Here is a 19,888-nt window from a genome sequence, read left to right on the forward strand (position 1 = left end):
CCAAGAACGCCGTGGGGAGTCCAGATGTTGCAGGTGAACACCTCGGATGCCAGAAGCAAACAGTCGCCAACGCTGGTTTCGGCCCGGCGTTCGTAGCACCATGCTCCTCGGTGGGAATCAATCCGATCTAAGTGGGGGAACATTCAAGTGGCATATTCCAGAGCGCGCCGGCGCATCGTGGCGGCGGCGTTGCCGCTGGCGGTCATCTCGGCGATGGTGGGGCTGTCCGGTACCGCGAACGCCCTGTCGGCCGGCGTGGTCATCTCCGGTGTGTACGGCGGCGGGGGCAACTCCGGAGCGGTCTTCAAGAACGACTACATCGAGCTCGCGAACCTGAGCGACAGCCCGGTCAGCGTCGCGGGCTGGAGCGTCCAGTACGCGTCCGCCGCGGGCACCGTCTTCCAGACCACCCCGATCAGCGGCAGCATCCCGGCGCACGGCAAGTACCTGGTCCAGGAGGCGCAGGGCGCTGGTGGCACCACGGCGCTGCCGACGCCGGACGCCACGGGCACGATCCCGATGTCGGGCACCTCCGGCGTCGTAGCGCTGGTGACCAGCACGACCGGGCTGGTCGGCTGCGGCACCACCTGCTCGACCGCGCCGAACGTCAAGGACCTGGTCGGCTACGGCTCGACGGCGAACGTCGAGACGCTCGCCGCCCCCGGCCTCAGCAACACCACGGCCGACGCGCGCACCGGCACGATGGTCGACACCGACAACAACGCGGCCGACTTCAGCTCCGGCGTACCGAAGGCGACGAACTCCGCCGGTACGACGGTCAGCGCGGGCGATGACCCGGGTAACCCTGGTGATCCGACCCCCGGCAGCGTCCGGATCCACGACATCCAGGGCCCCGGCCGGATCTCGCCGATCGTCGGCCAGAACGTCACCAACGTGCCCGGCATCGTCACCGCGGTCCGGTCCACCGGCAGCTCGCGCGGCTACTGGTTCCAGGACCCGACCGTCGACGCCGACCCGCTGACCAGCGAGGGTCTGTTCGTCTTCACCGGCACGACCACCCCGGCCGTCGCGGTCGGTGACTCCGTCCTGGCCACCGGTCGCGTCACCGAGTACCGGCCGGCCACCGGCGCGCAGACGTTGACCGAGATCGGCGGAACGGTCAGCACGATCAAGCTGACCAGCGCCAACCCGCTGCCGGCCGCGGTACCGGTTGCTTTCCCGGACCCGTACACGAAGAGCGGCAGCCTCGAGGCTCAGCCGCTGGAGCCGAGCAGCTACGTGCTGGACTGGCTGGAGACGCACGAAGGCATGCGGATCACGCTGGACCAGAGCACGCGACTGGTCAGCCCGGTCAACACCGAGTTCGGTGAGCTCTGGGTGACGCTCAAGCCGGGGCAGAACCCGACCCCGCGCGGCGGCACGATCTACAAGTCGTACGACGACCAGAACAGCGGCCGGCTGATGATCGCCTCGCTGTTCGGGGCGCCTGCGGCGAACGTCGGCTCCACGCTGGCCGCCGGTACCACCGGCCCGCTCGACTACCAGTCGTTCGGCGGGTACGCGCTGATCGCGACCCAGCTCGGCACGATCACCGAGGGCGGCCTGAAGAAGCAGATGGTGCTGCCGCCGAAGAAGGCCGGCGATCTGTCCGTCGCGACCTACAACGTGGAGAACCTGGCGGCCACCAACCCGGCCTCGAAGTTCGCGAAGCTGGCCCAGGCGGTCGTCACCAACCTCGGCTCGCCGGACATCCTCGCGCTGGAGGAGATCCAGGACAACAACGGCGCCACCGACAACGGGGTGGTCGCGGCCGACCAGACCGTCGCCAAGTTCATCGCCGCGATCCAGGCGGCCGGCGGACCGACGTACGACTGGCGCTCGATCAACCCGAACAATGACACCGACGGTGGCGAGCCGGGCGGCAACATCCGCCAGGTGTTCCTGTTCAACCCGGCCCGCACGACGTTCGTCGACCGTCCCGGCGGTGACGCGAACACGGCCGTCCAGGTGGTCCGCGCGCGGCCGACCAGCAACCAGGTCTCGCTGTCGGTGTCGCCCGGCCGGATCGACCCGACCAGCGACGCGTGGCCGTCCAGCCGCAAGCCGCTCGTCGGCGAGTTCCTCTACGACGGCAACAAGCAGCTGTTCGTCGTCGCCAACCACTTCAACTCCAAGGGTGGCGACTACCCGCTGTCGGCCGCGGTCCAGCCGCCGGTCCGCAGCAGCGAAGTACAGCGGCAGAAGCAGGCCGCCGAGGTGAACGAGTTCATCGAGGACCTCAGCACCAAGTCGGCCGGGCGGGCCCGGGCGGTCGTACTGGGAGACCTGAACGACTACCAGTTCAGCCCGTCGGTCGCGAGGCTGACCGGCAACGGGACGGTGCTGAAGACGCTGATCGACACACTGCCCGCCGACCAGCGGTACAGCTACATCTTCGACGGCAACTCGCAGGTGCTCGACCACATCGCCGTCAGCCCCGCGATCAAGGGCTACTCCTACGGCGTGGTGCACATCAACGCGGAGTTCTCCGACCAGGCCAGCGACCACGATCCGCAGATCGTCCGCATCCTGACCGGCTGTGACGTCGATCCGCTGCCGGCCCGCTGCCTGCCGGGCAGCCCGGTGGTGGACGTTCCGTAGTACCGGCGCCTGTAGTACCGACGCTGTCACGCAAACTCCCCGGTCCGTCTGGACCGGGGAGTTTTGCGTAGGGTCTCGGTGTGAGCGGACCCGGATTGGTGATCTTCGACAACGATGGTGTGCTGGTCGATTCGGAGCGGCTGGCCAATGGGATTCTGGCCGAGTTGCTGACCGAGGCGGGGCTGCCATACACGTTCGAGGAGACCGTCCGGGACTTCATGGGCGGCAGCATGGTCTCGATGCGGACGAAGGCCGAGGCCAAGCTCGGTTCGCCGTTGCCGGCTGATCTCGAGGACCGGTACCACGAACGGCTCTTCGCCGGATTCGACCGGCTGCAGCCGATTCCCGGCGTCCGGGAGGTGCTGGACCAGCTCGATGCGGAGGGCATCAGGTACTGCCTGGCGTCGTCGGGAACGCACCGGCGGATCCGCACGGCGTTGACCACGGTCGGTTTTTGGGACCGGTTCGAGGGCCGGATCTTCAGCTCGGAGGACGTGGCGCACGGCAAACCGGCGCCCGATCTCTTCCTGCACGCGGCCGCCACGATGGGCGTCAAACCCGCCGACTGCGTGGTCGTCGAGGACAGCCCGCTCGGCGTCGCGGCCGCCAACGCGGCCGGTATGAAGGTCTTCGGCTTCGCCGCGATGACCGACCCGGCCAAACTGGGCACCGCGACGGCCGTTTTCAACGACATGACCGACCTCCCGAGGCTTATCCACGAAGCCTGAGGGACACTGGTAGGGCTATGTCAGAGCTTGAAGCCCCCTCGAAGGTTCGTGCTGCAGCGGTCGTGGACCTCGGCGCGATCCGCCACAACGTGGCCACGCTGCGTGCTCGGGTGGGCTCGGCGCAGGTGATGACGGTGGTGAAGGCGGACGCGTACGGGCACGGGATGATCCCGGTCGCCAGGGCCGCGCGGGAGGCCGGCGCGGACTGGATCGGCGCCGCCGTACTCGACGAAGCGCTTGAATTGCGGGCGGCCGGGGACACCGGGCCGATCTTCTGCTGGCTGACCACGCCGGGGGAGCCGCTGGAGCGGGCTATTGCCGCGGGCATCGACCTGTCGGCGTCCGCGCCGTGGGAGATCGACGAGTTGGCCGCGGGCGTGGATGATCGGCCGGCCCGCGTGCACCTGAAGATCGACACGGGCATGAGCCGCGGGGGCGCGGTACCGGAGGAGTGGCCGACCCTGATCCGCGCCGCGCTGGCCGAGGTGGCGACCGGGCGGATCGAGATCGCGGGCATCTGGTCGCATCTGGCGTCGTCGGACGAACCGAAGAGCCCGGTCAACGAGGCGCAGCTGGCGACGTACCTGCACGCCGTGGACGTGGCGGAGTCGTTCGGGGTCGATCCGGGGCTGCGGCACATCGCGAACTCGGGTGGCACGCTGGCGCTGCCGGATACGCATCTCGACCTGGTGCGGCCTGGCATCGCGACGTACGGGCTGTCGCCGTTCGGGCATGACGTGCCGCCCGGCGAGCTGGGGCTGCGGCCGGCGATGACGTTGCGGGCGCGGTTCGCGATGGTGAAGCGGGTGCCGGCCGGGGTGGGCGTCTCGTACGGGCTGACCTGGACCGCGCCGCGGCCGTCGACGCTCGGGCTGATCCCACTCGGGTACGGCGACGGCCTGCCGCGGCACGCGTCGAACGGTGCGCCCGTCCAGGTGGCCGGCGAGCGTCGTACCATCGTCGGCCGGATCTGCATGGATCAGTGCGTGGTGAATCTCCAGGACGACCAGGTGGTCGCGGGCGACGAGGTCGTGCTTTTCGGCCCGGGTACCGACGGGGAGCCGACCGCGGACGACTGGGCGGATGCGGCAGGGACCATCAACTACGAGATCGTGACCCGGCTGGGAGCTCGCATCCCCCGCCGGTACGTCGACAGCGGGAGGTGACCGGGATGGCGAAGGTAGGACGCACTGCCGGTCTGATCGGCGCCGCGGTCGGTGTGCTCGCGGCAGGTGCTGCCGCCGGCGTGGCCGTCGAGCGGCAGGTGATCGGGCGCCGGTCGGGACAACGCGCGCAGCTGGAAGCCGAGCCGTTCGGCTCGCTGCGCGGTACGCCGCATGTCTTCACGGCCGATGACGGGGTCGAGCTGTACGTCGAGGTCGACTCGTTGAAGCGATCCCGTCGTCCGGAACCCCCTCCGAAGCGTCGACTGGGTCGCAAGGTGCCGCCGCCGTTGGAGGATCTGACGCTGATCTTCCTGCACGGCTACGGGCTGAACATGGACTGCTGGCACTTCGAGCGCCGCGACCTGGCCGGGATCGGCACGATGGTCTTCTACGACCAGCGCTCGCACGGGCGGTCCGGGCGGTCGCCGAAGGAGAACGTCAGCATCGACCAGCTCGGGCGGGATCTGTACGGGATCCTGGAGAGGTTCGCGCCGACGGGGCCGGTGATCCTGATCGGGCACTCGATGGGTGGCATGTCGATCATGGCGCTGGCCGGTGAGCATCCGGAGCTGTTCGGGGATCGGGTGATCGGGGTCGGGCTGTGCTCGACCAGCGCGGGTGGGCTGGACGGCGTACCGATCGTTTTCCCCGGTCGGGTGGGCATGCTGGCCCGGGCGCTGGCGACGCCGACGGTCGCGGCTCTGGCCCGGATTCCTGATGTGGTCGAGCGCAGCCGGAAGGCCGGGACGGACATCAGTTACCTGCTGACCCGGAAGTACTCGTTCGGGTCGGAGGTGCCGCCGGCGTACACCGAGTTCGTCAACGAGATGATCGCGGCGACGCCGATCTCGGTGATCGCGGAGTTCTACCCGATCTTCGCGCTGCACGACCGGTACGAGGATCTGGAGCCGTTGCAGAAGGTGGAGTGCGTGGTGATCGGTGGCGATTCCGACCACCTGACTCCCTTCGAGCACTCCGAGGAGATCGTCCGGCACGTGCCGGGAGCAGAACTGGTCGAGGTGCCCAACTGCGGGCACCTCGGGCTGATCGAGCATCATCGTGAGTTCACCGCCGCCCTGCTCGGGATGATCGAGCGGGCCGAACTAGCCCTGGGACAGACATGACTCGCCCCAGCTCTCGGACAGACACGACCGCACTAGCCCTGGGACAGAGATGACCGACCTGCACGTGGTGGACGCGACCGCGGAGCACGTGGACGAGATCGTCGCGGTGATCCACCACGCGTTCGCCGCCCGCCGCACCCTTGACCCGCCCTCCACCGCGTTGTCGGAGAACGCTTCGACGGTGGGTGACGCGGTTTCGACGTACGGCGGCCTGCTGGTCCGCATCGACGGCGAGCCTGCCGGGGCGATGCTGTTCGAGGTGTCGGGCGATGTGCTCGGGTTGCGCCGGGTGTCGGTCGATCCGCGCTTCCAGGGGCGCGGGGTGGCGTCGGCTCTGGTTGGTTGCGCTGAGGATGCCGCGCGGGCGCGTGGGTTGCGGCGAGTGCGGTTGATCGCGCGGGTCGAGCTGCCGGACACCGTGGAGTTCTGGCGGCGGCGCGGGTACTCCGTTGTTGCGCAGGAGGGCCAGAACCTCATCTACGCCAAGGCGATGCCCGTCTTCCTGACGGTCCCTACTGCCGACGACATGCGCGCGATTGCCGAGGAACTCGCCGGCCAGCTGCGCGCTGGTGACGTACTGGTTTTGTCAGGTGATCTGGGTGCCGGCAAAACCACCTTCACCCAGGGTCTGGGCGCGGGTCTGAAGGTCCGAGGCGACATCACCTCCCCAACCTTCGTCATCTCGCGCGTGCATCCGTCGTTGTCCGGCGGCCCCGCCCTGGTCCACGTAGACGCCTACCGCCTGGGCGGCTTCGCCGAACTCGACGACCTGGACCTGGACGCCTCCCTCGAAGAAGCAGTAACAGTCGTCGAATGGGGCCAAGGCCTAGCCGAAGCCCTCGCCCCCGACCGCCTCGACATAGTGGTCACCCGAGGCGACAACGACACCGACGAAACCCGAGCCCTCCGCATCACCCCCGCGGGCCCCCGCTGGGCGGAGACCGGGATCAACCTCACGGCGCCGGCGCAGCCGGCAGACGATCGGGGCGCGGGCTCGCCCTCCGCCCCCACCTCCGCGAGCGCCGCCGGAGGCGGCGCGATGCGGAGTGCTGACGCCGGGCTTGAGGGGAACTGACGATGCTGCTTGCGTTTGATACTTCTAGTGCTGCTGTGACTGTGGCGCTTGCCGATCCGGTGACGGGGGCGGTTGTTGCTTCGTCTTCGGTTGTTGATGGTTTGCGGCATGGGGAGTTGCTGGCTCCTGCTATTGCTGAGGCGTTGGCTGTGGGTGGGGTGTCGGTTCGGGAGTTGACGAAGATTGCTGTGGGGGTTGGGCCGGGGCCGTTCACCGGGTTGCGGGTTGGGTTGGTGACTGCCCGGACCATGGGTGAGGTGCTGGGGATCGAGGTTGCGGGGGTTTGCAGCTTGGATGTGCTGGCTCGGCAGTCGTCGTTGCAGTTGCCGGTTGCTGTGGCGACCGATGCTCGGAGGAAAGAGATCTACTGGGCTTTGTACGACGGGCCGGCGGCTGACGGGAGTCGGCGGCGGCTCGAAGGGCCAGCAGTGGATAAGCCGGCAGAGGTTGCGCACGTGCTGGCCGGGTTGCCGGTGATCGGGCGTGGGGCGGTCTTGTACGGCGAGGCGCTGGGACTCGAGACGACCGACGTTATCGAGTACCCGTCGGCCGAAGTGCTGGCTCTGGGAGTTGCGACCAACACGCTGCCGGTCGTCGCGCCGGACCCGCTCTACCTCCGCCGCCCGGATGTCACCATGTCGGGCGGTCCCAAGAGCGTGCTGCCGAAGTGAGACCTGCGATCCGCCCAGCCGTTCCCGCCGACCTCGAGGCACTTGTAGCGCTCGACAAGGTCTGCTTCGGCGACTCCGCGTGGAGTGCCTCGGCGTGGACCGACGAGTTCGCCCGACTCTCCTCCGATCGGGTGGTGCTCGTCGCCGACGAAGGAATGCAGGTCGGGTACGTCGTGCTGCTGGTGCCGCCGGTCGTCGAGGACCCGGTCGACCTGCTCCGGATCGCAGTCAGTCCGGCGGAGCGGCGTACCGGGATCGGCGGGCAGTTGATGACGGCCGCGTTGCAGCGATGCGCCGGCCGGACCGTCCTGCTGGAAGTTGCCGCAGGCAACGAGAGTGCCGGGGCTTTGTACCGCGGCTACGGTTTCGAGGAGATCAGCCGGCGGCGCGGGTACTACGCCGGCGGCGAGGACGCACTGATCATGCAGTGGCGAGAGAAGGACTAATGAGTGACGAACCCCTGATCCTCGGGATCGAGACCTCGTGTGACGAGACCGGGGTCGGCATCGTCCGCGGGCAGACGCTGCTCGCCGACGCGATCGCCTCCAGTGTCGAGGAGCACGCGCGGTTCGGCGGCGTCGTACCGGAGGTCGCCAGCCGCGCGCACCTCGAGGCGATGGTGCCGACGATCCGCCGCGCCTGCGAGACGGCCGGGATCAAACCGACCGACGTCGACGCGATCGCCGTCACCAGCGGCCCCGGCCTGGCCGGCGCGCTGCTCGTCGGCGTCGCCGCGGCCAAGGGTCTCGCGCTGTCCCTCGAGAAGCCCTTGTACGGCGTGAACCACCTGGCAGCGCACGTCGCCGTCGACACCCTCGAGCACGGCGACATCCCCAAGGGCGCGATCGCGATGCTCGTCTCCGGCGGGCACTCGTCGCTGCTCGCGGTCGAGGACATCACCGTCGGCGTGGAGCCGATGGGCTCGACCATCGACGACGCGGCCGGCGAGGCGTTCGACAAGGTCGCGCGGGTGCTCGGGCTGCCGTTCCCCGGAGGTCCATATGTCGACAAGGCGGCACGGGACGGTGGGGACGCGCTGTACGTCCGGTTCCCGCGCGGGCTGACCAGCCAGAAGGACCTGGAGCGGCACCGCTTCGACTTCTCCTTCTCCGGCTTGAAGACCGCCGTCGCTCGCTGGGTCGAGGCTCGTCGGCGTGATGGTGAGGATGTTCCGGTCAACCACGTCGCCGCGGCCTTCCAGGAGGCGGTCTGCGATGTGCTGACCCGCAAGGCGATCGACGCGTGCAAGGACCGTGGCTATGAGCACCTGTTGATCGGCGGCGGCGTCGCGGCCAACTCGCGGCTGCGGGCGATGGCCGAGGAACGCTGCACGGCGGCAGGCATCGCAGTACGGGTTCCGCGGCCGGGGTTGTGCACGGACAACGGGGCGATGGTGGCCGCGTTGGGTTCGGAGCTGGTCCGGGCCGGCAAGGAGCCGTCGCCGTTGGGGTTGCCGGCCGACTCGTCGATGCCGGTCACGACGGTGCTGAACTCGTGAAGTGGCAGCACGACGGTGGTTTCGTCGCCGATGACGACGCGGCGCGGATCGATGTCGACGTGGTGCATGGGTTCCTGCGTACGGCGTACTGGTCGCCGGGAGTGCCGCGGGAGGTGGTCGAGCGGGCGATCGCTGGGTCGTTGAACGTCGGGGTGTATGACGACGCCGGCGCGCAGGTGGCGTACGCGCGAGCGGTGACGGACCGGGCGACGTTCGCCTGGATCGCCGACGTGTTCGTGCTGGAGTCGCATCGGGGGCACGGGCTCGGCAGGTTCGTCGTCTCCACGCTCCTGGAGCACCCGGAGCTGCGTGGATTGCGGCGGGTGATGCTGGCGACGGCTGACGCGCACGAGCTGTACCGGTCGTACGGATTCGGCGACCTGCCGGACCCGAGCCGGATGTTGGTGGTGCAGCGGGACCCGGCCACGCTGTACGGCTCGTGACTTTCCCGCGGATCGACCTCCTGGTGGCGCCGCCTGACGCGACTGACTTGGTCCTGCTGGTGCACGGTGGCCAGGAGAGCTCGCGCGAAGCGGCGGGCGCTTGGCGGGCAGCGATCCTGCGCATGTGGCCGTTTGCTGTGGCAGCGCGGGCTGGTGCGCCGGGAGCTGCGGTCGGGATGATGCGTGATCGCTACCGCGGCTGGAACGGTCCTGACGCCGACCCGGTGGCAGACCTTCGGGTCGTGCTCGACCGGTTGCCGGCGCGGATCACCCGGGTACAACTGGTCGGCCACTCGATGGGCGGACGCGCGGTAGTTGCTGTCGGCAATCACCCGTTGGTCGACGGGGTGCTCGCGCTGGCGCCCTGGCTGCCGGGCGGCGAACCGCTGGTGCCGATGCGTGGACCGGTCGTGTTCGCCCACGGAACGGCCGACCGGATCACCAGCCCGGCCCAGACGGCCGCCTACGCCAGACGGTTGCGCGCTTCCGGAGTACCGGTCGCTCTGCTGTCGGTGGCGGACGACGATCACACGATGCTCCGCCGCAGCCCCGACTGGAATGCTCTGGTACGGGACTTCGCTGCCGGTACTACGTACAAGCCGAGTCTCGACCCCGACCACGTCGACCAGTTGCCGCACTCGAAGCACGCGAACAACCCCCTGCGCGGCGTACTCGACATCGCCAGAGCCCGGCTGACCCTGCGGATCGTCGGACAGCTCTGAAGGTGATGGCAAGGGCTTAGTGGCGGGCTCCTGGCCGGGGTGGCGGCAACAGACGCAGCACCTCGTCCGTCGGCGAGCCGGCCAGGAGCCCGCTCGTGGGATCGATCATATGTTCGAATCTCCCGCAAAGGCAAATCAGGGCCGAGCGACCCGCCGGCACGAGTACGCGACGGCGTCCCGGCCGATCCGGGTGACGATCAGGGTGGCGCTCTCCGGGCCCTTGGGCGCCAGCTTCTTGCGCAGTACGGCCGGGTCGAAGTCGACGCCGCGCTTCTTGATCTCCAGCGTCCCGATGCCCTGCGCGCGCACCCAGGACCGCAGCGCCTTCTCCTTGTATGGCAGCTCTTCGACCACCTCGTATGCCGAAGCCAGCGGGGTCTGGATCAGCGTGGAGGCGCTCACGTAGGCGATCCGGGGATCCAGCAGCCACCCATCGACGGCATCGGCGACTGCAGTGACCAGGCCGGCCCTCACGATGGCCCCGTCGGGCTCGTAGATGTACTGGCCGACTGGAGCGCTGTCGACCTCCGGTGCGGACGTCACTGTCGCACCGCTGGGCAGGAGGGTCGCGCGGCGCGTAGTACCGGCGTAGAGCTTGCCGGACCACAGGGCTGCCTCCTTGACCTCGCCTGCGTCGCTGACCCACTCCGCTTCGACTCCGTCCGGCACAGCCTCATGCGGGATGCCCGGGGCGACCTTCACGCAGGCAGTGCCCGCCAGTAGGTCGGTGATGAAGGACCACGGTGGTGAATAGGCGTTGTGGTCGAACACCCGCTTCCCATCCGCCCGCCGCGCCGGATCAGCAAACACCACCTCGTACTGCGAACAGTCCTGCGCCTCAGCATCGCCCACCAGGACCTGGCCGGGCAGCTCCAGGGCAGCAAGGTTCGCCCGAGCCGCGGCAGCCGTCGCCGGGTCCCGCTCGACGCCGGTGACTCTCAATCCAGCACGTGCTGCGCTGATCAGGTCTCCGCCGATCCCACAGCCGAGGTCGACCACAGTGGCACCCGGAAGCGTCGCAGCGATGCGAGCTGCTCGGTGCACCCCGACCGTCGTGCGAGTGGCCTGCTCCAGGCCGTCAGGGGTGAAGTACATGCGTGCTGCGTCCTCAGCACCGAACTTGGCGACCGCCCGGTGCCGCAGAGAAGCCTGCGTAACAGCTGCGGTGACCACAGCAGCGTCGTACCGGCGTCTGAGCTTCTCGACCAGGCGCAGCTCGCCTCCTGGCGTGAAACCGGCGCAGGCCTCGGCTAGTACTTCAGCTCCGGCCGGCGCCAGCAACAGCGAGATCGAGTCAGGTGTCACCCGGCACAGTCTGCCCCGCCGCTCACAGCGGGCTTGAGCAGGTGTTGCTCCAGGCGTGCTTCTGCAGCGAGTACATCCGCCAGTTCATCGCGGACCTGGTCTTCGGGCCGTAGATGCCGTCGGCGGTGACCTTGTGCTTGCGCTGGACCGTCAGCACTGCGGCGCGGGTCTTGCTGCCGTACTTGCCGTCGACGGTGAGCTTGCTGCCGTAGCAGAAGTTCAGATCCCGCTGCAGGGCCTTGATCGCCGACGCGGGGTCGCCGACGTAGTCCGGGCCGTAGCGCCGCGGCATGTCGCCGTACTTCAGGTTGCAGTTGGTGGAGACGTCCTCCCAGCCACCGGGCACCTGCACGGCCCAGCCCCTGCCCACCGGCTTCATCAGTGCCGACAGGCACTGCTCCAAGCCAGTGGTCTTGACCGGCGCGGCCTCAGCCGACGTGGTCGCGACGACCGCGCCGCTGAGAGCCATCACGGCCGTCGCGCCGACGGTGATGGCGGTGCGTAGAAATCTCATGGTGTTTCCCCTCGAGTTTCCGATCCCCCCACCGGGATCGATTGCTCGGTGAGACCACGCAGACCGCGCTTTAGTTCGTTGCAGGAAGTTGCAACTGTCACAGCGGGCTGGAACAGGCCTTGCTCCAGGTATTGGTCTTGGCGGCGTACAGGCGCCAGTTCATCGCCGAGCGGGTCTTCGGACCGTAGATGCCGTCGACGGCCAGCTTGTGGCGCTTCTGGACGGCCCTGATCACTCCACGGGTGTTGCTGCCGTAGATGCCGTCCACTGTGAGCTTGTAGCCGTAGCAGTAGTTCAGGTTGCGCTGGAGGACCCGGATGGCGGTGTCCGGGTCGCCTCTGTGGTTCGAGCCCCGGAACGGGTCGTCGCCGTACATCAGGTTGCAGGTGGTGCTCGGGCTGTTCCACAGCGACGGCATCGGGATGCCCCAGCCGGTCTTGCCGATCGGTACGACCCGGGCGTACAGGCACTGCGGAGTCGCAGCGGCAGCCGCTGCTGCCTGCGCGTCCGTCTGTGCGCTGCCGGCCGCGGCGTCCTTCGCCTTGAGCTGTACTGCGGGCGCGGCGCCGCCGGGGGCCGCGTCGCCGGGGCGGGCGGAGGAGGAGTGATGTGCGCCGTTGGCCGCGAGGCCTGCGACCGCGAACGGGCTGATCACCAGCAGGGCGATCACCACTGTCTTGCGCGGAGTCAGCTTGGGCAGTGCCGGCAGGCGGAGCGCCATGGTTCTCTCCTCGGGGCGGTCGATCCCGGGGCGGCCGGGAACCCTACAGAGACGACGGTCCCACGACCGGGTGGGGTTCGCCCAGCCCTTGATGGCAGAAAGCGTCCGGCCGGACACGAGCGGTACCGGCGTTCGCCGGCGGCGAGATTCTGGCACTCGAGTTGACCGAGTGCTAATCGCGGCCTAGATTCGGTGTTGGCACTCTCCACTCGAGGGTGCCAGCGGCCCGGCCTCTGATCCCCGCGACGGCAGAGGCGGAACGGTCGCTCGCAGCACCCCTTGAACACACAAGAACTCGACCGTGGAGGTCAGCAAGTGTCGGTCACGATCAAGCCGCTCGAGGACCGTATCCTCGTTGCGCCGCTCGAAGCCGAGCAGACCACGAAGTCCGGCCTGGTGATCCCGGACACCGCCAAGGAGAAGCCGCAGGAGGGCGAGATCCTCGCCGTCGGCCCCGGCCGCATCGACGACAACGGCAACCGCGTCCCGCTGGACGTCAGCGTCGGCGACAAGGTCATCTACTCCAAGTACGGCGGCACCGAGGTCAAGTACGACGGCCAGGACTACCTGATCCTGGGCGCCCGCGACATCCTCGCAGTCGTCACCAAGTGACGTCGGGGCGCGCTTCCCGCCGTGTGTGTGGAGACGCGCCCATCGTTCGCCGTTCCTGACTGACACCGCTCCGGTACCGCCCGCCGGTGCCGGGGCGGAGTCGGTTCGGGACCGCGAGCACCATTGTTGAAACTCAGAGAGGGACTTGTTTTTATGCCGAAGATCCTCGAGTTCGACGAGAACGCGCGGCGCGCGCTGGAGCGCGGCGTCGACAAGCTCGCGAACACGGTGAAGGTGACGCTGGGGCCCAAGGGCCGCTACGTCGTGCTGGACAAGAAGTGGGGCGCCCCGACCATCACCAACGACGGTGTCACCGTCGCGCGTGAGGTCGAGCTGGACGACCCGTTCGAGAACCTCGGTGCGCAGCTGGCCAAAGAGGTTGCCACCAAGACCAACGATGTCGCCGGTGACGGAACCACCACCGCGACCGTACTGGCGCAGGCGCTGGTGCACGAGGGCCTGCGGGCCGTCGCGGCCGGCGTCAACCCGATGGGCCTGAAGAAGGGCATCGAGGCCGCCGTCGAGGCCGTCTCGAAGAAGCTGGTCGAGACCGCCCGCCCGGTCGACGACAAGGGCGACATGGCCCACGTCGCCACCATCTCCGCCCGCGACGCCGAGATCGGTTCGCTGATCGCCGAGGCGTTCGACAAGGTCGGCAAGGACGGCGTCATCACCGTCGAGGAGTCGAACACCTTCGGCACCGAGCTGGACTTCACCGAGGGCATGCAGTTCGACAAGGGCTACATCTCGCCCTACTTCATCACCGACGCCGAGGGTGGCGAAGCGGTGCTGGACGACCCGTACATCCTGATCAACCAGGGCAAGATCTCCGCGGTGTCGGACCTGCTGCCGCTGCTGGAGAAGGTCGTGCAGTCCGGCAAGACGCTGCTGATCATCGCCGAGGACGTCGAGGGCGAGGCGCTGTCGACGCTGGTCGTGAACAAGATCCGCGGCAACTTCACCTCCGTCGCCGTCAAGGCGCCGGGCTTCGGTGACCGCCGCAAGGCGATGCTCGAGGACCTGGCTGCCCTCACCGGCGCCCAGGTGATCGCGCCCGAGGTCGGCCTCAAGCTCGACCAGGTCGGTCTCGAGGTGCTCGGCACCGCCCGCCGGATCGTCGTCACCAAGGACAACACCACCGTTGTCGAGGGTGCCGGCAAGTCCGACGAGATCGAGTCCCGGGTCAACCAGATCAAGGCCGAGATCGAGCGCACCGACTCCGACTGGGACCGCGAGAAGCTGCAGGAGCGGCTGGCCAAGCTGGCCGGTGGCGTCTGCGTGATCAAGGTCGGCGCGGCCACCGAGGTCGAGCTGAAGGAGAAGAAGCACCGGATCGAGGACGCGGTCTCCGCGACCCGTGCGGCCATCGAGGAGGGCATCGTCGCCGGTGGCGGTTCTGCTCTCGTCCACGCCGCCGCGGTGCTCGACAACGGTCTCGGCCTGGAAGGCGACGAGCTCGCCGGTGTCCGGATCGTCCGCAAGGCGATCGTCGAGCCGCTGCGCTGGATCGCCGAGAACGGCGGCTACGAGGGCTACGTCGTGACCGCCAAGGTCGCGGAGCTCGAGGTCGGCAGCGGCTTCAACGCCGCCACCGGTGAGTACGGCGACCTGCTCGCCCAGGGTGTCCTGGACCCGGTCAAGGTGACGCGTTCCGCGCTCGCCAACGCCGGCTCCATCGCCGCTCTGCTGCTCACCACCGAGACGCTGATCGTCGACAAGCCCGAAGACGAAGAGCCCGCGGCGGCCGGTCACGGCCACGGCCACGGTCACTGACCTCTTCGTAGTACGCGCATCATCCGGAACTGCCCGGCCGGTCCTCGGACCAGCCGGGCAGTTCCTTTGTGCGGCTGCCCCTGGGCTTTGGATAGCGTCTAGGGGTGAAGTACTGCTGCGACTACGCCTACGGCTGCCCCGAGCGGGTGGCGGTGGTTTGTTACGTCCACGGGGGTGAGGACCCGTGCTGCCTGGATGAGGGGGCGCACGAGTGCCTGGAGGACATGTACGGCGCAGAGGACGGGCTGATGCTGGGGGATGGGTTCCGGTGTCTGCGGTGCGGGAACTACGAGATGGTCGGGCTGGCGCACGGGCCGGCCACCGAGCCGGGGTTCCCGCGGAAGCAGGGGCTGCCCCGGGAGAGCTGGCTGGAGGTGCCCGACGAGGTGGCGCCGGTGGTCTTCTCGGTCGAGGAGGTCTTCGATCTTCCATCGCGGGGTGGGTTGCTCGTCGCGGGGCAGCTCGTCACCGGGAAAGTGGGGGCGGGGTCGGTACTGCGGACCGCCGACGGACGAGCGGTCACTGTGCTCGGGCTGGAGCTGAACTGGGTGGGCGGCGGACGGTTCACGCTGCTGGTCGAGCGGAGCGGAGTACCGGCGCTGGAGCCGGGAATCGTACTTACTTCTTAGTACGCGGCGCCGATCACGGATCGTGATGAAAAAAGCTCGGTTCTCACCTATTGCCACTAGGCAAAGGGGATCGCGCGTCGTATTCTCTTGCAGGCTGGTCAGTCCGTGAACTAGGGGGGCGAGGGGTGACCGAGGTCCACGTGCCGCACACCCAGGATCGCGTTGAGCTTCGTGATCTCGCCGCTTTGGCGAGTGCAGGCGACCGGAATGCCCTGAACGACCTGCTCACCCGGGTCCGGGCCGTTGCCCACCGCTACGTGCGGTCGAGGCTGTGGACCTACCCCGGTGGCGCCGACATGGTCGACGACGTCGCTCAGGAAGTGTGTGTCGCGGTGTTCGGCGCGTTGAGCCGGTACCGCGACGAAGGAAGGCCGTTCGAGGCCTTCGTCTACGGCATCGCGGCCCGTAAGGTGGCCGATGCGCAGCGTGCGTTCGCGGTGGCGGACTTGTCGACGCCGGATCTTCCGGACGGGGCGGACGAGTCGCCGACGCCGGAGGAGCACGCGGTCAGACATTCAGAGGTCCAGCACATCGTTGGGCTGCTGGACAGATTGCCGGAGAAGCTGCGGGAGATCCTGCGGCTCCGGGTGGTAGCGGGGATGTCAGCCGAGGAGACCGGCCGGGCACTGGGGATGACACCGGGGGCGGTGAGGGTCGCACAACATCGGGCGTTGAACACGCTCAGGGGGTTTGTGGGGCATGAGGCAAAGACGCAACGAGGGGCAGGGGAGGAGTGACCATGGCTGACCGTTTCGATCTAGACGCGATAGAGGCCGATGACGCACTGCTCGACCTGCTCGCAGCCGGTGGGGAGTCCGCCTGGCAGGCGGGCGAGCACGACCCGGCCCTGATGCTGCTGGCCGATCTGCGGCTGGCGGTGGAGGTCGAGGGCGAGCTCCCGGTGGAGACGATCGACGATCCGGAGAGCTTCCTGGCGCGCTGTGCCGCCCTGAACCCGGTCACCGACCCGTTCGCCCGCAAGCTGGCCGCGCGCGGCCTGGCGCTCGGCGTCGCCGCGGTGGCGGCGTTGTCGGTGTCGGGTGTGGCCGCGGCCGTCACGGGCAACCCGCTCTCGCCGTACGAGAAGGTGATCGAGAAGATCGCCGACGGGCTGCGGCCGGAGACGAGCCTGCCCAAGGAGCAGCTCGACGGGCTGCCGGCGTTCGACAAGACGAAGATCGTCAAGGTCGGCAAGGACTTCCGCGACAAGCAGGTCCAGCACAACGAGGGCGAGCAGACGGCCGCCGCCACCGACACCGACGAAACCACCGACGCGCCGGCCCAGTCGGTCCTGGGGTTGAAGCCGCCGTTCCTGGCGAAGCCGCCGGTGGTGGACAAGACCTCGCAGATCGAGACCCCGGTCGTCACGGCACCGGCGGATCCGGATCCGCAGCCGGTCGAGCCGCAGCCGTCGGGCGAGCCGACGGGGCAGCCGACGACGGAGCCGAGTGGCGAGCCGACGAGCCAGCCGACGACGGAGCCGAGTGGCGAGCCGACCGGTCAGCCGACGGAGCAGCCCAGTACGCCGGAGACGCCGCCGCCGACCGAGACGACGCCCAGCACGCCGCCGTCGAACCCGCCGACCGACAACGGCTCGACCGGCAACCCGGGCGAGAACCCGCCGGAGAACCCCGGCTCGACTCCGAGCGCGCCGTCCACCGTGCCGAGCACTGGTACCGGCGAGACCGGCACTGGCACCGACGAGACGAGCACGGGTACCGACAGCGACGACCACGGGACTCCGCCTGGTGGCGACAGCAGCGGGGACCACGAGACCGCGCCGGGTGGCCAGACGGGCGACAGTGGCGACCAGTCGGGTGACTCGAAGCCTGATGTGCCCGCGCCGGACGTGCCCACGGGCGGCCTGGCGGTGGACCTGCCGGTCAGCGACCTGCCCGGTGGCCGGGTGGGCGACCAGAGCGGAGGCAAGGGCGGCGACCCGGTCGCCGAGGTCGCCGAGGTCGCCGAGAAGCTTGTCCCGGTGGTGCTGCCGACTCCGACCGGGGCTCCGGTCGAGGAACCGGCTCGCCTGGAGCAGTACTTGAGCAAGCCGACCGGCCACGGCAAGCACTCCAGTGGCAAGCCGGCGCTGGGCTGGGCCAAGTCGCAGTACGCCAAGGGCAAGCACTCCACCGGTCACTACGCCGAGGGCCGGCACGCCGCGATCACGCGGGCGCACGGCTCGATGGCACCGGTCACCATCCGCCAGATCCTCGGAGTCCTGAACACCCCGATGTCCGACCGCTGACCCACCTTCCACCGCCCCCGCTGCCTCCGGCAGCGTCGGCGGAACAAGGCGATCGCCCAAAGCGCTGACGACGGCGCAACGCGACGCGGCGAGCGCGACAGGGGTGTCAGCCCCCGCCAGGTGCGGCGGCGGACGCGGTGCGAGCCCGCGCCGGGTGTGGAGGCGGTGCGAGCCTGCGCCGGGTGTGGCGGGGGTGGCGGTGCGGGCCCCGGCAGGGGTGTGAGCCGCGCGCCAGGTGTGGCGGCGGACGCAGTGCGAGCCCGCGCCGGGTGTGGAGGCGGTGCGAGCCTGCGCCAGGTGCGGCGGCGGACGCAGTGCGAGCCTGCGCCGGGTGTGGAGGCGGTGCGAGCCTGCGCCGGGTGTGGCGGGGGTGGCGGTGCGAGTGCCGCCAGGGGCTGGTGTGGCTGCGGAGTGGTTCTGTTCGGTTGTGGTTGGCGGGGTGGTTGGGTAGGACCGATTCGGGGTGGTGGGTGGGGGCGGCTTACCATGGGAGCCCGTTCTCGCCGTGCAAAGGTGCTTGCCTTCCTCATGGACATCACACCCGCTGGAGTTCCCGACAAGTTCGCCGTGCTCGGACTGACGTTCGACGACGTGCTGCTGCAACCGAACGAGTCCGACGTGATCCCGTCGGAGGCTGTCACCAAGTCGCGGGTCAGCCGCAACATCGAGGTGAACATCCCGCTGGTCTCAAGCGCGATGGACACCGTCACCGAGGCGCGGATGGCGATCGCGATGGCCCGCCAGGGCGGTCTCGGCGTGCTGCACCGCAACAACTCGATCGAGGACCAGGCCCAGCAGGTCGACCTGGTCAAGCGGTCCGAGTCCGGGATGATCGCCCAGCCGATCACCATCGGCCCGGACGCGACGATCGGCGAGGCCGACGCGCTCTGCGGTCAGTACCGGATCTCCGGCGTGCCGGTGGTCGACAACGCCGGCGTCCTGGTCGGCATCGTCACCAACCGCGACATGCGCTTCGAGAACGACCCCTCCCGGCCGATCCACGAGGTGATGACCCGCCAGCCGCTGGTCACCGGCCCGCAGGGCATCTCCGCCGACGACGCGATCAAGCTGCTCAGCCAGCACAAGATCGAGAAGCTGCCGCTGGTCGACGAGTCCGGCAAGCTGACCGGTCTGATCACGCTGAAGGACTTCGTCAAGCGCGACCAGTTCCCGCTGGCCACCAAGGACGCCTCCGGGCGGCTCGTGGTCGGTGCCGCGATCGGCTTCTTCGGTGAGGCCTGGAAGCGCGGCATGACACTGATCGAGGCCGGCGTCGACGTGCTGGTGGTCGACACCGCGCACGGTCACTCGCAGGCCCAGCTCGAGATCATCCGCAAGCTCAAGGCCGACCCGGCCACCCGCGGCGTCGACATCATCGGCGGCAACGTCGGCACCCGGGCCGGCGCCCAGGCGCTGGTCGACGCGGGCGCGGACGGCGTCAAGGTCGGCGTCGGACCGGGCTCGATCTGTACCACCCGGGTCGTCTCCGGCGTCGGCGTCCCCCAGGTCACCGCGATCTACGAGGCGTCGCTGGCCTGCAAGCCGGCCGGCGTACCGGTGATCGGCGACGGCGGCCTGCAGTACTCCGGTGACATCGCCAAGGCGCTCGTCGCCGGCGCGGACACCGTCATGCTCGGCTCGCTGCTGGCCGGCTGCGAGGAGTCGCCCGGCGACCTCGTCTTCATCAACGGCAAGCAGTTCAAGGCATACCGGGGGATGGGCTCGCTCGGCGCGATGCAGTCGTCCGGCGGCCTGCGCAAGTCGTACTCCAAGGACCGGTACTTCCAAAGCGACGTCGGCAGCGACGAGAAGCTGATCGCCGAAGGCGTCGAAGGCCAGGTCCCGTACCGCGGCCCACTCTCCGCCGTCGCCCACCAGCTGGTCGGCGGCCTGCGCCAGTCCATGTGGTACTGCGGCTCCCGCACCGTCCCCGAACTCCAGGAAAAAGGCCAGTTCGTCCGAATCACCTCAGCCGGCCTCCAGGAGTCCCACCCCCACGACATCCAAATGACGGTAGAGGCCCCGAACTACTCCGGCCGCTGACCACCGCCCATCACC

General features: G+C 69.0%; 19 protein-coding genes. 16 read left to right on the forward strand and 3 right to left on the reverse strand.

Features of this window, described 5'->3' with window-relative positions; all coding sequences use genetic code 11:
* Window positions 1-147: 147 nt before the first annotated feature.
* From ACIA12_RS28325 to ACIA12_RS28370, 10 genes are all read left to right on the forward strand, one after another.
* A complete protein-coding gene (locus tag ACIA12_RS28325; RefSeq protein WP_396370088.1) occupies window positions 148-2,601 on the forward strand; it encodes a lamin tail domain-containing protein in 2,454 nt (817 codons plus the stop codon).
* 80 nt (window positions 2,602-2,681) lie between these two features.
* Window positions 2,682-3,329, forward strand: coding sequence for an HAD family hydrolase (locus ACIA12_RS28330; RefSeq protein ID WP_396370089.1), 648 nt, complete (start codon window positions 2,682-2,684; stop codon window positions 3,327-3,329).
* A gap of 17 nt (window positions 3,330-3,346) precedes the next feature.
* Window positions 3,347-4,495: an alanine racemase gene (gene alr, locus ACIA12_RS28335; RefSeq protein WP_396370090.1), complete on the forward strand. Its 1,149-nt coding sequence runs from the start codon at window positions 3,347-3,349 to the stop codon at window positions 4,493-4,495.
* A gap of 5 nt (window positions 4,496-4,500) precedes the next feature.
* Window positions 4,501-5,619: an alpha/beta fold hydrolase gene (locus tag ACIA12_RS28340; protein ID WP_396370091.1), complete on the forward strand. Its 1,119-nt coding sequence runs from the start codon at window positions 4,501-4,503 to the stop codon at window positions 5,617-5,619.
* 49 nt (window positions 5,620-5,668) lie between these two features.
* A complete protein-coding gene (gene tsaE / locus ACIA12_RS28345) occupies window positions 5,669-6,694 on the forward strand; it encodes a tRNA (adenosine(37)-N6)-threonylcarbamoyltransferase complex ATPase subunit type 1 TsaE (RefSeq protein WP_396370092.1) in 1,026 nt (341 codons plus the stop codon).
* 2 nt (window positions 6,695-6,696) lie between these two features.
* Window positions 6,697-7,365: a tRNA (adenosine(37)-N6)-threonylcarbamoyltransferase complex dimerization subunit type 1 TsaB gene (gene tsaB, locus ACIA12_RS28350; protein WP_396370093.1), complete on the forward strand. Its 669-nt coding sequence runs from the start codon at window positions 6,697-6,699 to the stop codon at window positions 7,363-7,365.
* On the forward strand, window positions 7,362-7,811 hold the full coding sequence (locus ACIA12_RS28355; protein ID WP_396370094.1) for a GNAT family N-acetyltransferase: 450 nt from the start codon (window positions 7,362-7,364) through the stop codon (window positions 7,809-7,811). The genes tsaB and ACIA12_RS28355 overlap by 4 nt, the downstream gene beginning before the upstream one ends.
* The gene (gene tsaD / locus ACIA12_RS28360) at window positions 7,811-8,863 is read left to right on the forward strand and encodes a tRNA (adenosine(37)-N6)-threonylcarbamoyltransferase complex transferase subunit TsaD (RefSeq protein WP_396370095.1); all 1,053 of its coding nucleotides are present in this window, start codon (window positions 7,811-7,813) and stop codon (window positions 8,861-8,863) included. The genes ACIA12_RS28355 and tsaD overlap by 1 nt, the downstream gene beginning before the upstream one ends.
* Window positions 8,860-9,306, forward strand: a complete 447-nt coding sequence (locus ACIA12_RS28365; protein ID WP_396370096.1) for a GNAT family N-acetyltransferase — start codon at window positions 8,860-8,862, stop codon at window positions 9,304-9,306. Before tsaD ends, ACIA12_RS28365 begins: the two co-directional genes overlap by 4 nt.
* Complete coding sequence (locus ACIA12_RS28370) at window positions 9,303-10,028, forward strand: dienelactone hydrolase family protein (protein WP_396370097.1); 726 nt, start codon at window positions 9,303-9,305, stop codon at window positions 10,026-10,028. Before ACIA12_RS28365 ends, ACIA12_RS28370 begins: the two co-directional genes overlap by 4 nt.
* A gap of 135 nt (window positions 10,029-10,163) precedes the next feature.
* On the opposite strand, the gene ACIA12_RS28375 is transcribed toward ACIA12_RS28370, so the two are convergent.
* From ACIA12_RS28375 to ACIA12_RS28385, 3 genes are all read right to left on the reverse strand, one after another.
* Window positions 10,164-11,333: a methyltransferase domain-containing protein gene (locus ACIA12_RS28375; protein WP_396370098.1), complete on the reverse strand. Its 1,170-nt coding sequence runs from the start codon at window positions 11,331-11,333 to the stop codon at window positions 10,164-10,166.
* Window positions 11,334-11,355: 22 nt separating this feature from the next.
* Entirely contained in the window at window positions 11,356-11,847 is a 492-nt protein-coding gene (locus ACIA12_RS28380) for a peptidoglycan-binding protein (protein WP_396370099.1), read from the reverse strand.
* Window positions 11,848-11,944: 97 nt separating this feature from the next.
* Window positions 11,945-12,568 carry a peptidoglycan-binding protein gene (locus ACIA12_RS28385; protein WP_396370100.1) on the reverse strand — a complete coding sequence of 208 codons (624 nt, stop codon included), beginning with the start codon at window positions 12,566-12,568 and terminating at the stop codon, window positions 11,945-11,947.
* A 315-nt stretch (window positions 12,569-12,883) separates the two neighbouring features.
* Between ACIA12_RS28385 and groES the strand changes: the two genes are divergently transcribed.
* The 6 genes from groES to guaB all read left to right on the forward strand — a co-directional run bounded on the left by groES (window position 12,884) and on the right by guaB (window position 19,873).
* Window positions 12,884-13,180 carry a co-chaperone GroES gene (groES, locus tag ACIA12_RS28390; RefSeq protein WP_328329211.1) on the forward strand — a complete coding sequence of 99 codons (297 nt, stop codon included), beginning with the start codon at window positions 12,884-12,886 and terminating at the stop codon, window positions 13,178-13,180.
* Between the two features lie 153 nt (window positions 13,181-13,333).
* Entirely contained in the window at window positions 13,334-14,953 is a 1,620-nt protein-coding gene (gene groL, locus ACIA12_RS28395) for a chaperonin GroEL (protein WP_396370101.1), read from the forward strand.
* A 104-nt stretch (window positions 14,954-15,057) separates the two neighbouring features.
* Complete coding sequence (locus tag ACIA12_RS28400; RefSeq protein WP_396370102.1) at window positions 15,058-15,582, forward strand: hypothetical protein; 525 nt, start codon at window positions 15,058-15,060, stop codon at window positions 15,580-15,582.
* A gap of 125 nt (window positions 15,583-15,707) precedes the next feature.
* Window positions 15,708-16,319: an RNA polymerase sigma factor ShbA gene (shbA, locus tag ACIA12_RS28405; RefSeq protein WP_396370103.1), complete on the forward strand. Its 612-nt coding sequence runs from the start codon at window positions 15,708-15,710 to the stop codon at window positions 16,317-16,319.
* Window positions 16,320-16,321: 2 nt separating this feature from the next.
* Entirely contained in the window at window positions 16,322-17,830 is a 1,509-nt protein-coding gene (locus ACIA12_RS28410) for a hypothetical protein (protein ID WP_396370104.1), read from the forward strand.
* A 528-nt stretch (window positions 17,831-18,358) separates the two neighbouring features.
* Window positions 18,359-19,873, forward strand: a complete 1,515-nt coding sequence (gene guaB / locus ACIA12_RS28415) for an IMP dehydrogenase (protein ID WP_396370105.1) — start codon at window positions 18,359-18,361, stop codon at window positions 19,871-19,873.
* Window positions 19,874-19,888: the final 15 nt, after the last annotated feature.

It is taken from the genome of Kribbella sp. NPDC051620, assembly GCF_044453825.1.
Taxonomy (GTDB): Bacteria; Actinomycetota; Actinomycetes; order Propionibacteriales; family Kribbellaceae; genus Kribbella.

Coding starts and splice junctions, on each gene's coding strand:
- tsaD (WP_396370095.1), top strand. CDS start 7,811: ATGAGTGACGAACCCCTGATCCTCGGGATCGAGACCTCGTGTGACGAG.
- ACIA12_RS28385 (WP_396370100.1), bottom strand. CDS start 12,568: ATGGCGCTCCGCCTGCCGGCACTGCCCAAGCTGACTCCGCGCAAGACA.
- guaB (WP_396370105.1), top strand. CDS start 18,359: ATGGACATCACACCCGCTGGAGTTCCCGACAAGTTCGCCGTGCTCGGA.
- ACIA12_RS28380 (WP_396370099.1), bottom strand. CDS start 11,847: ATGAGATTTCTACGCACCGCCATCACCGTCGGCGCGACGGCCGTGATG.
- groL (WP_396370101.1), top strand. CDS start 13,334: ATGCCGAAGATCCTCGAGTTCGACGAGAACGCGCGGCGCGCGCTGGAG.
- alr (WP_396370090.1), top strand. CDS start 3,347: ATGTCAGAGCTTGAAGCCCCCTCGAAGGTTCGTGCTGCAGCGGTCGTG.
- tsaB (WP_396370093.1), top strand. CDS start 6,697: ATGCTGCTTGCGTTTGATACTTCTAGTGCTGCTGTGACTGTGGCGCTT.
- ACIA12_RS28410 (WP_396370104.1), top strand. CDS start 16,322: ATGGCTGACCGTTTCGATCTAGACGCGATAGAGGCCGATGACGCACTG.
- ACIA12_RS28340 (WP_396370091.1), top strand. CDS start 4,501: ATGGCGAAGGTAGGACGCACTGCCGGTCTGATCGGCGCCGCGGTCGGT.
- tsaE (WP_396370092.1), top strand. CDS start 5,669: ATGACCGACCTGCACGTGGTGGACGCGACCGCGGAGCACGTGGACGAG.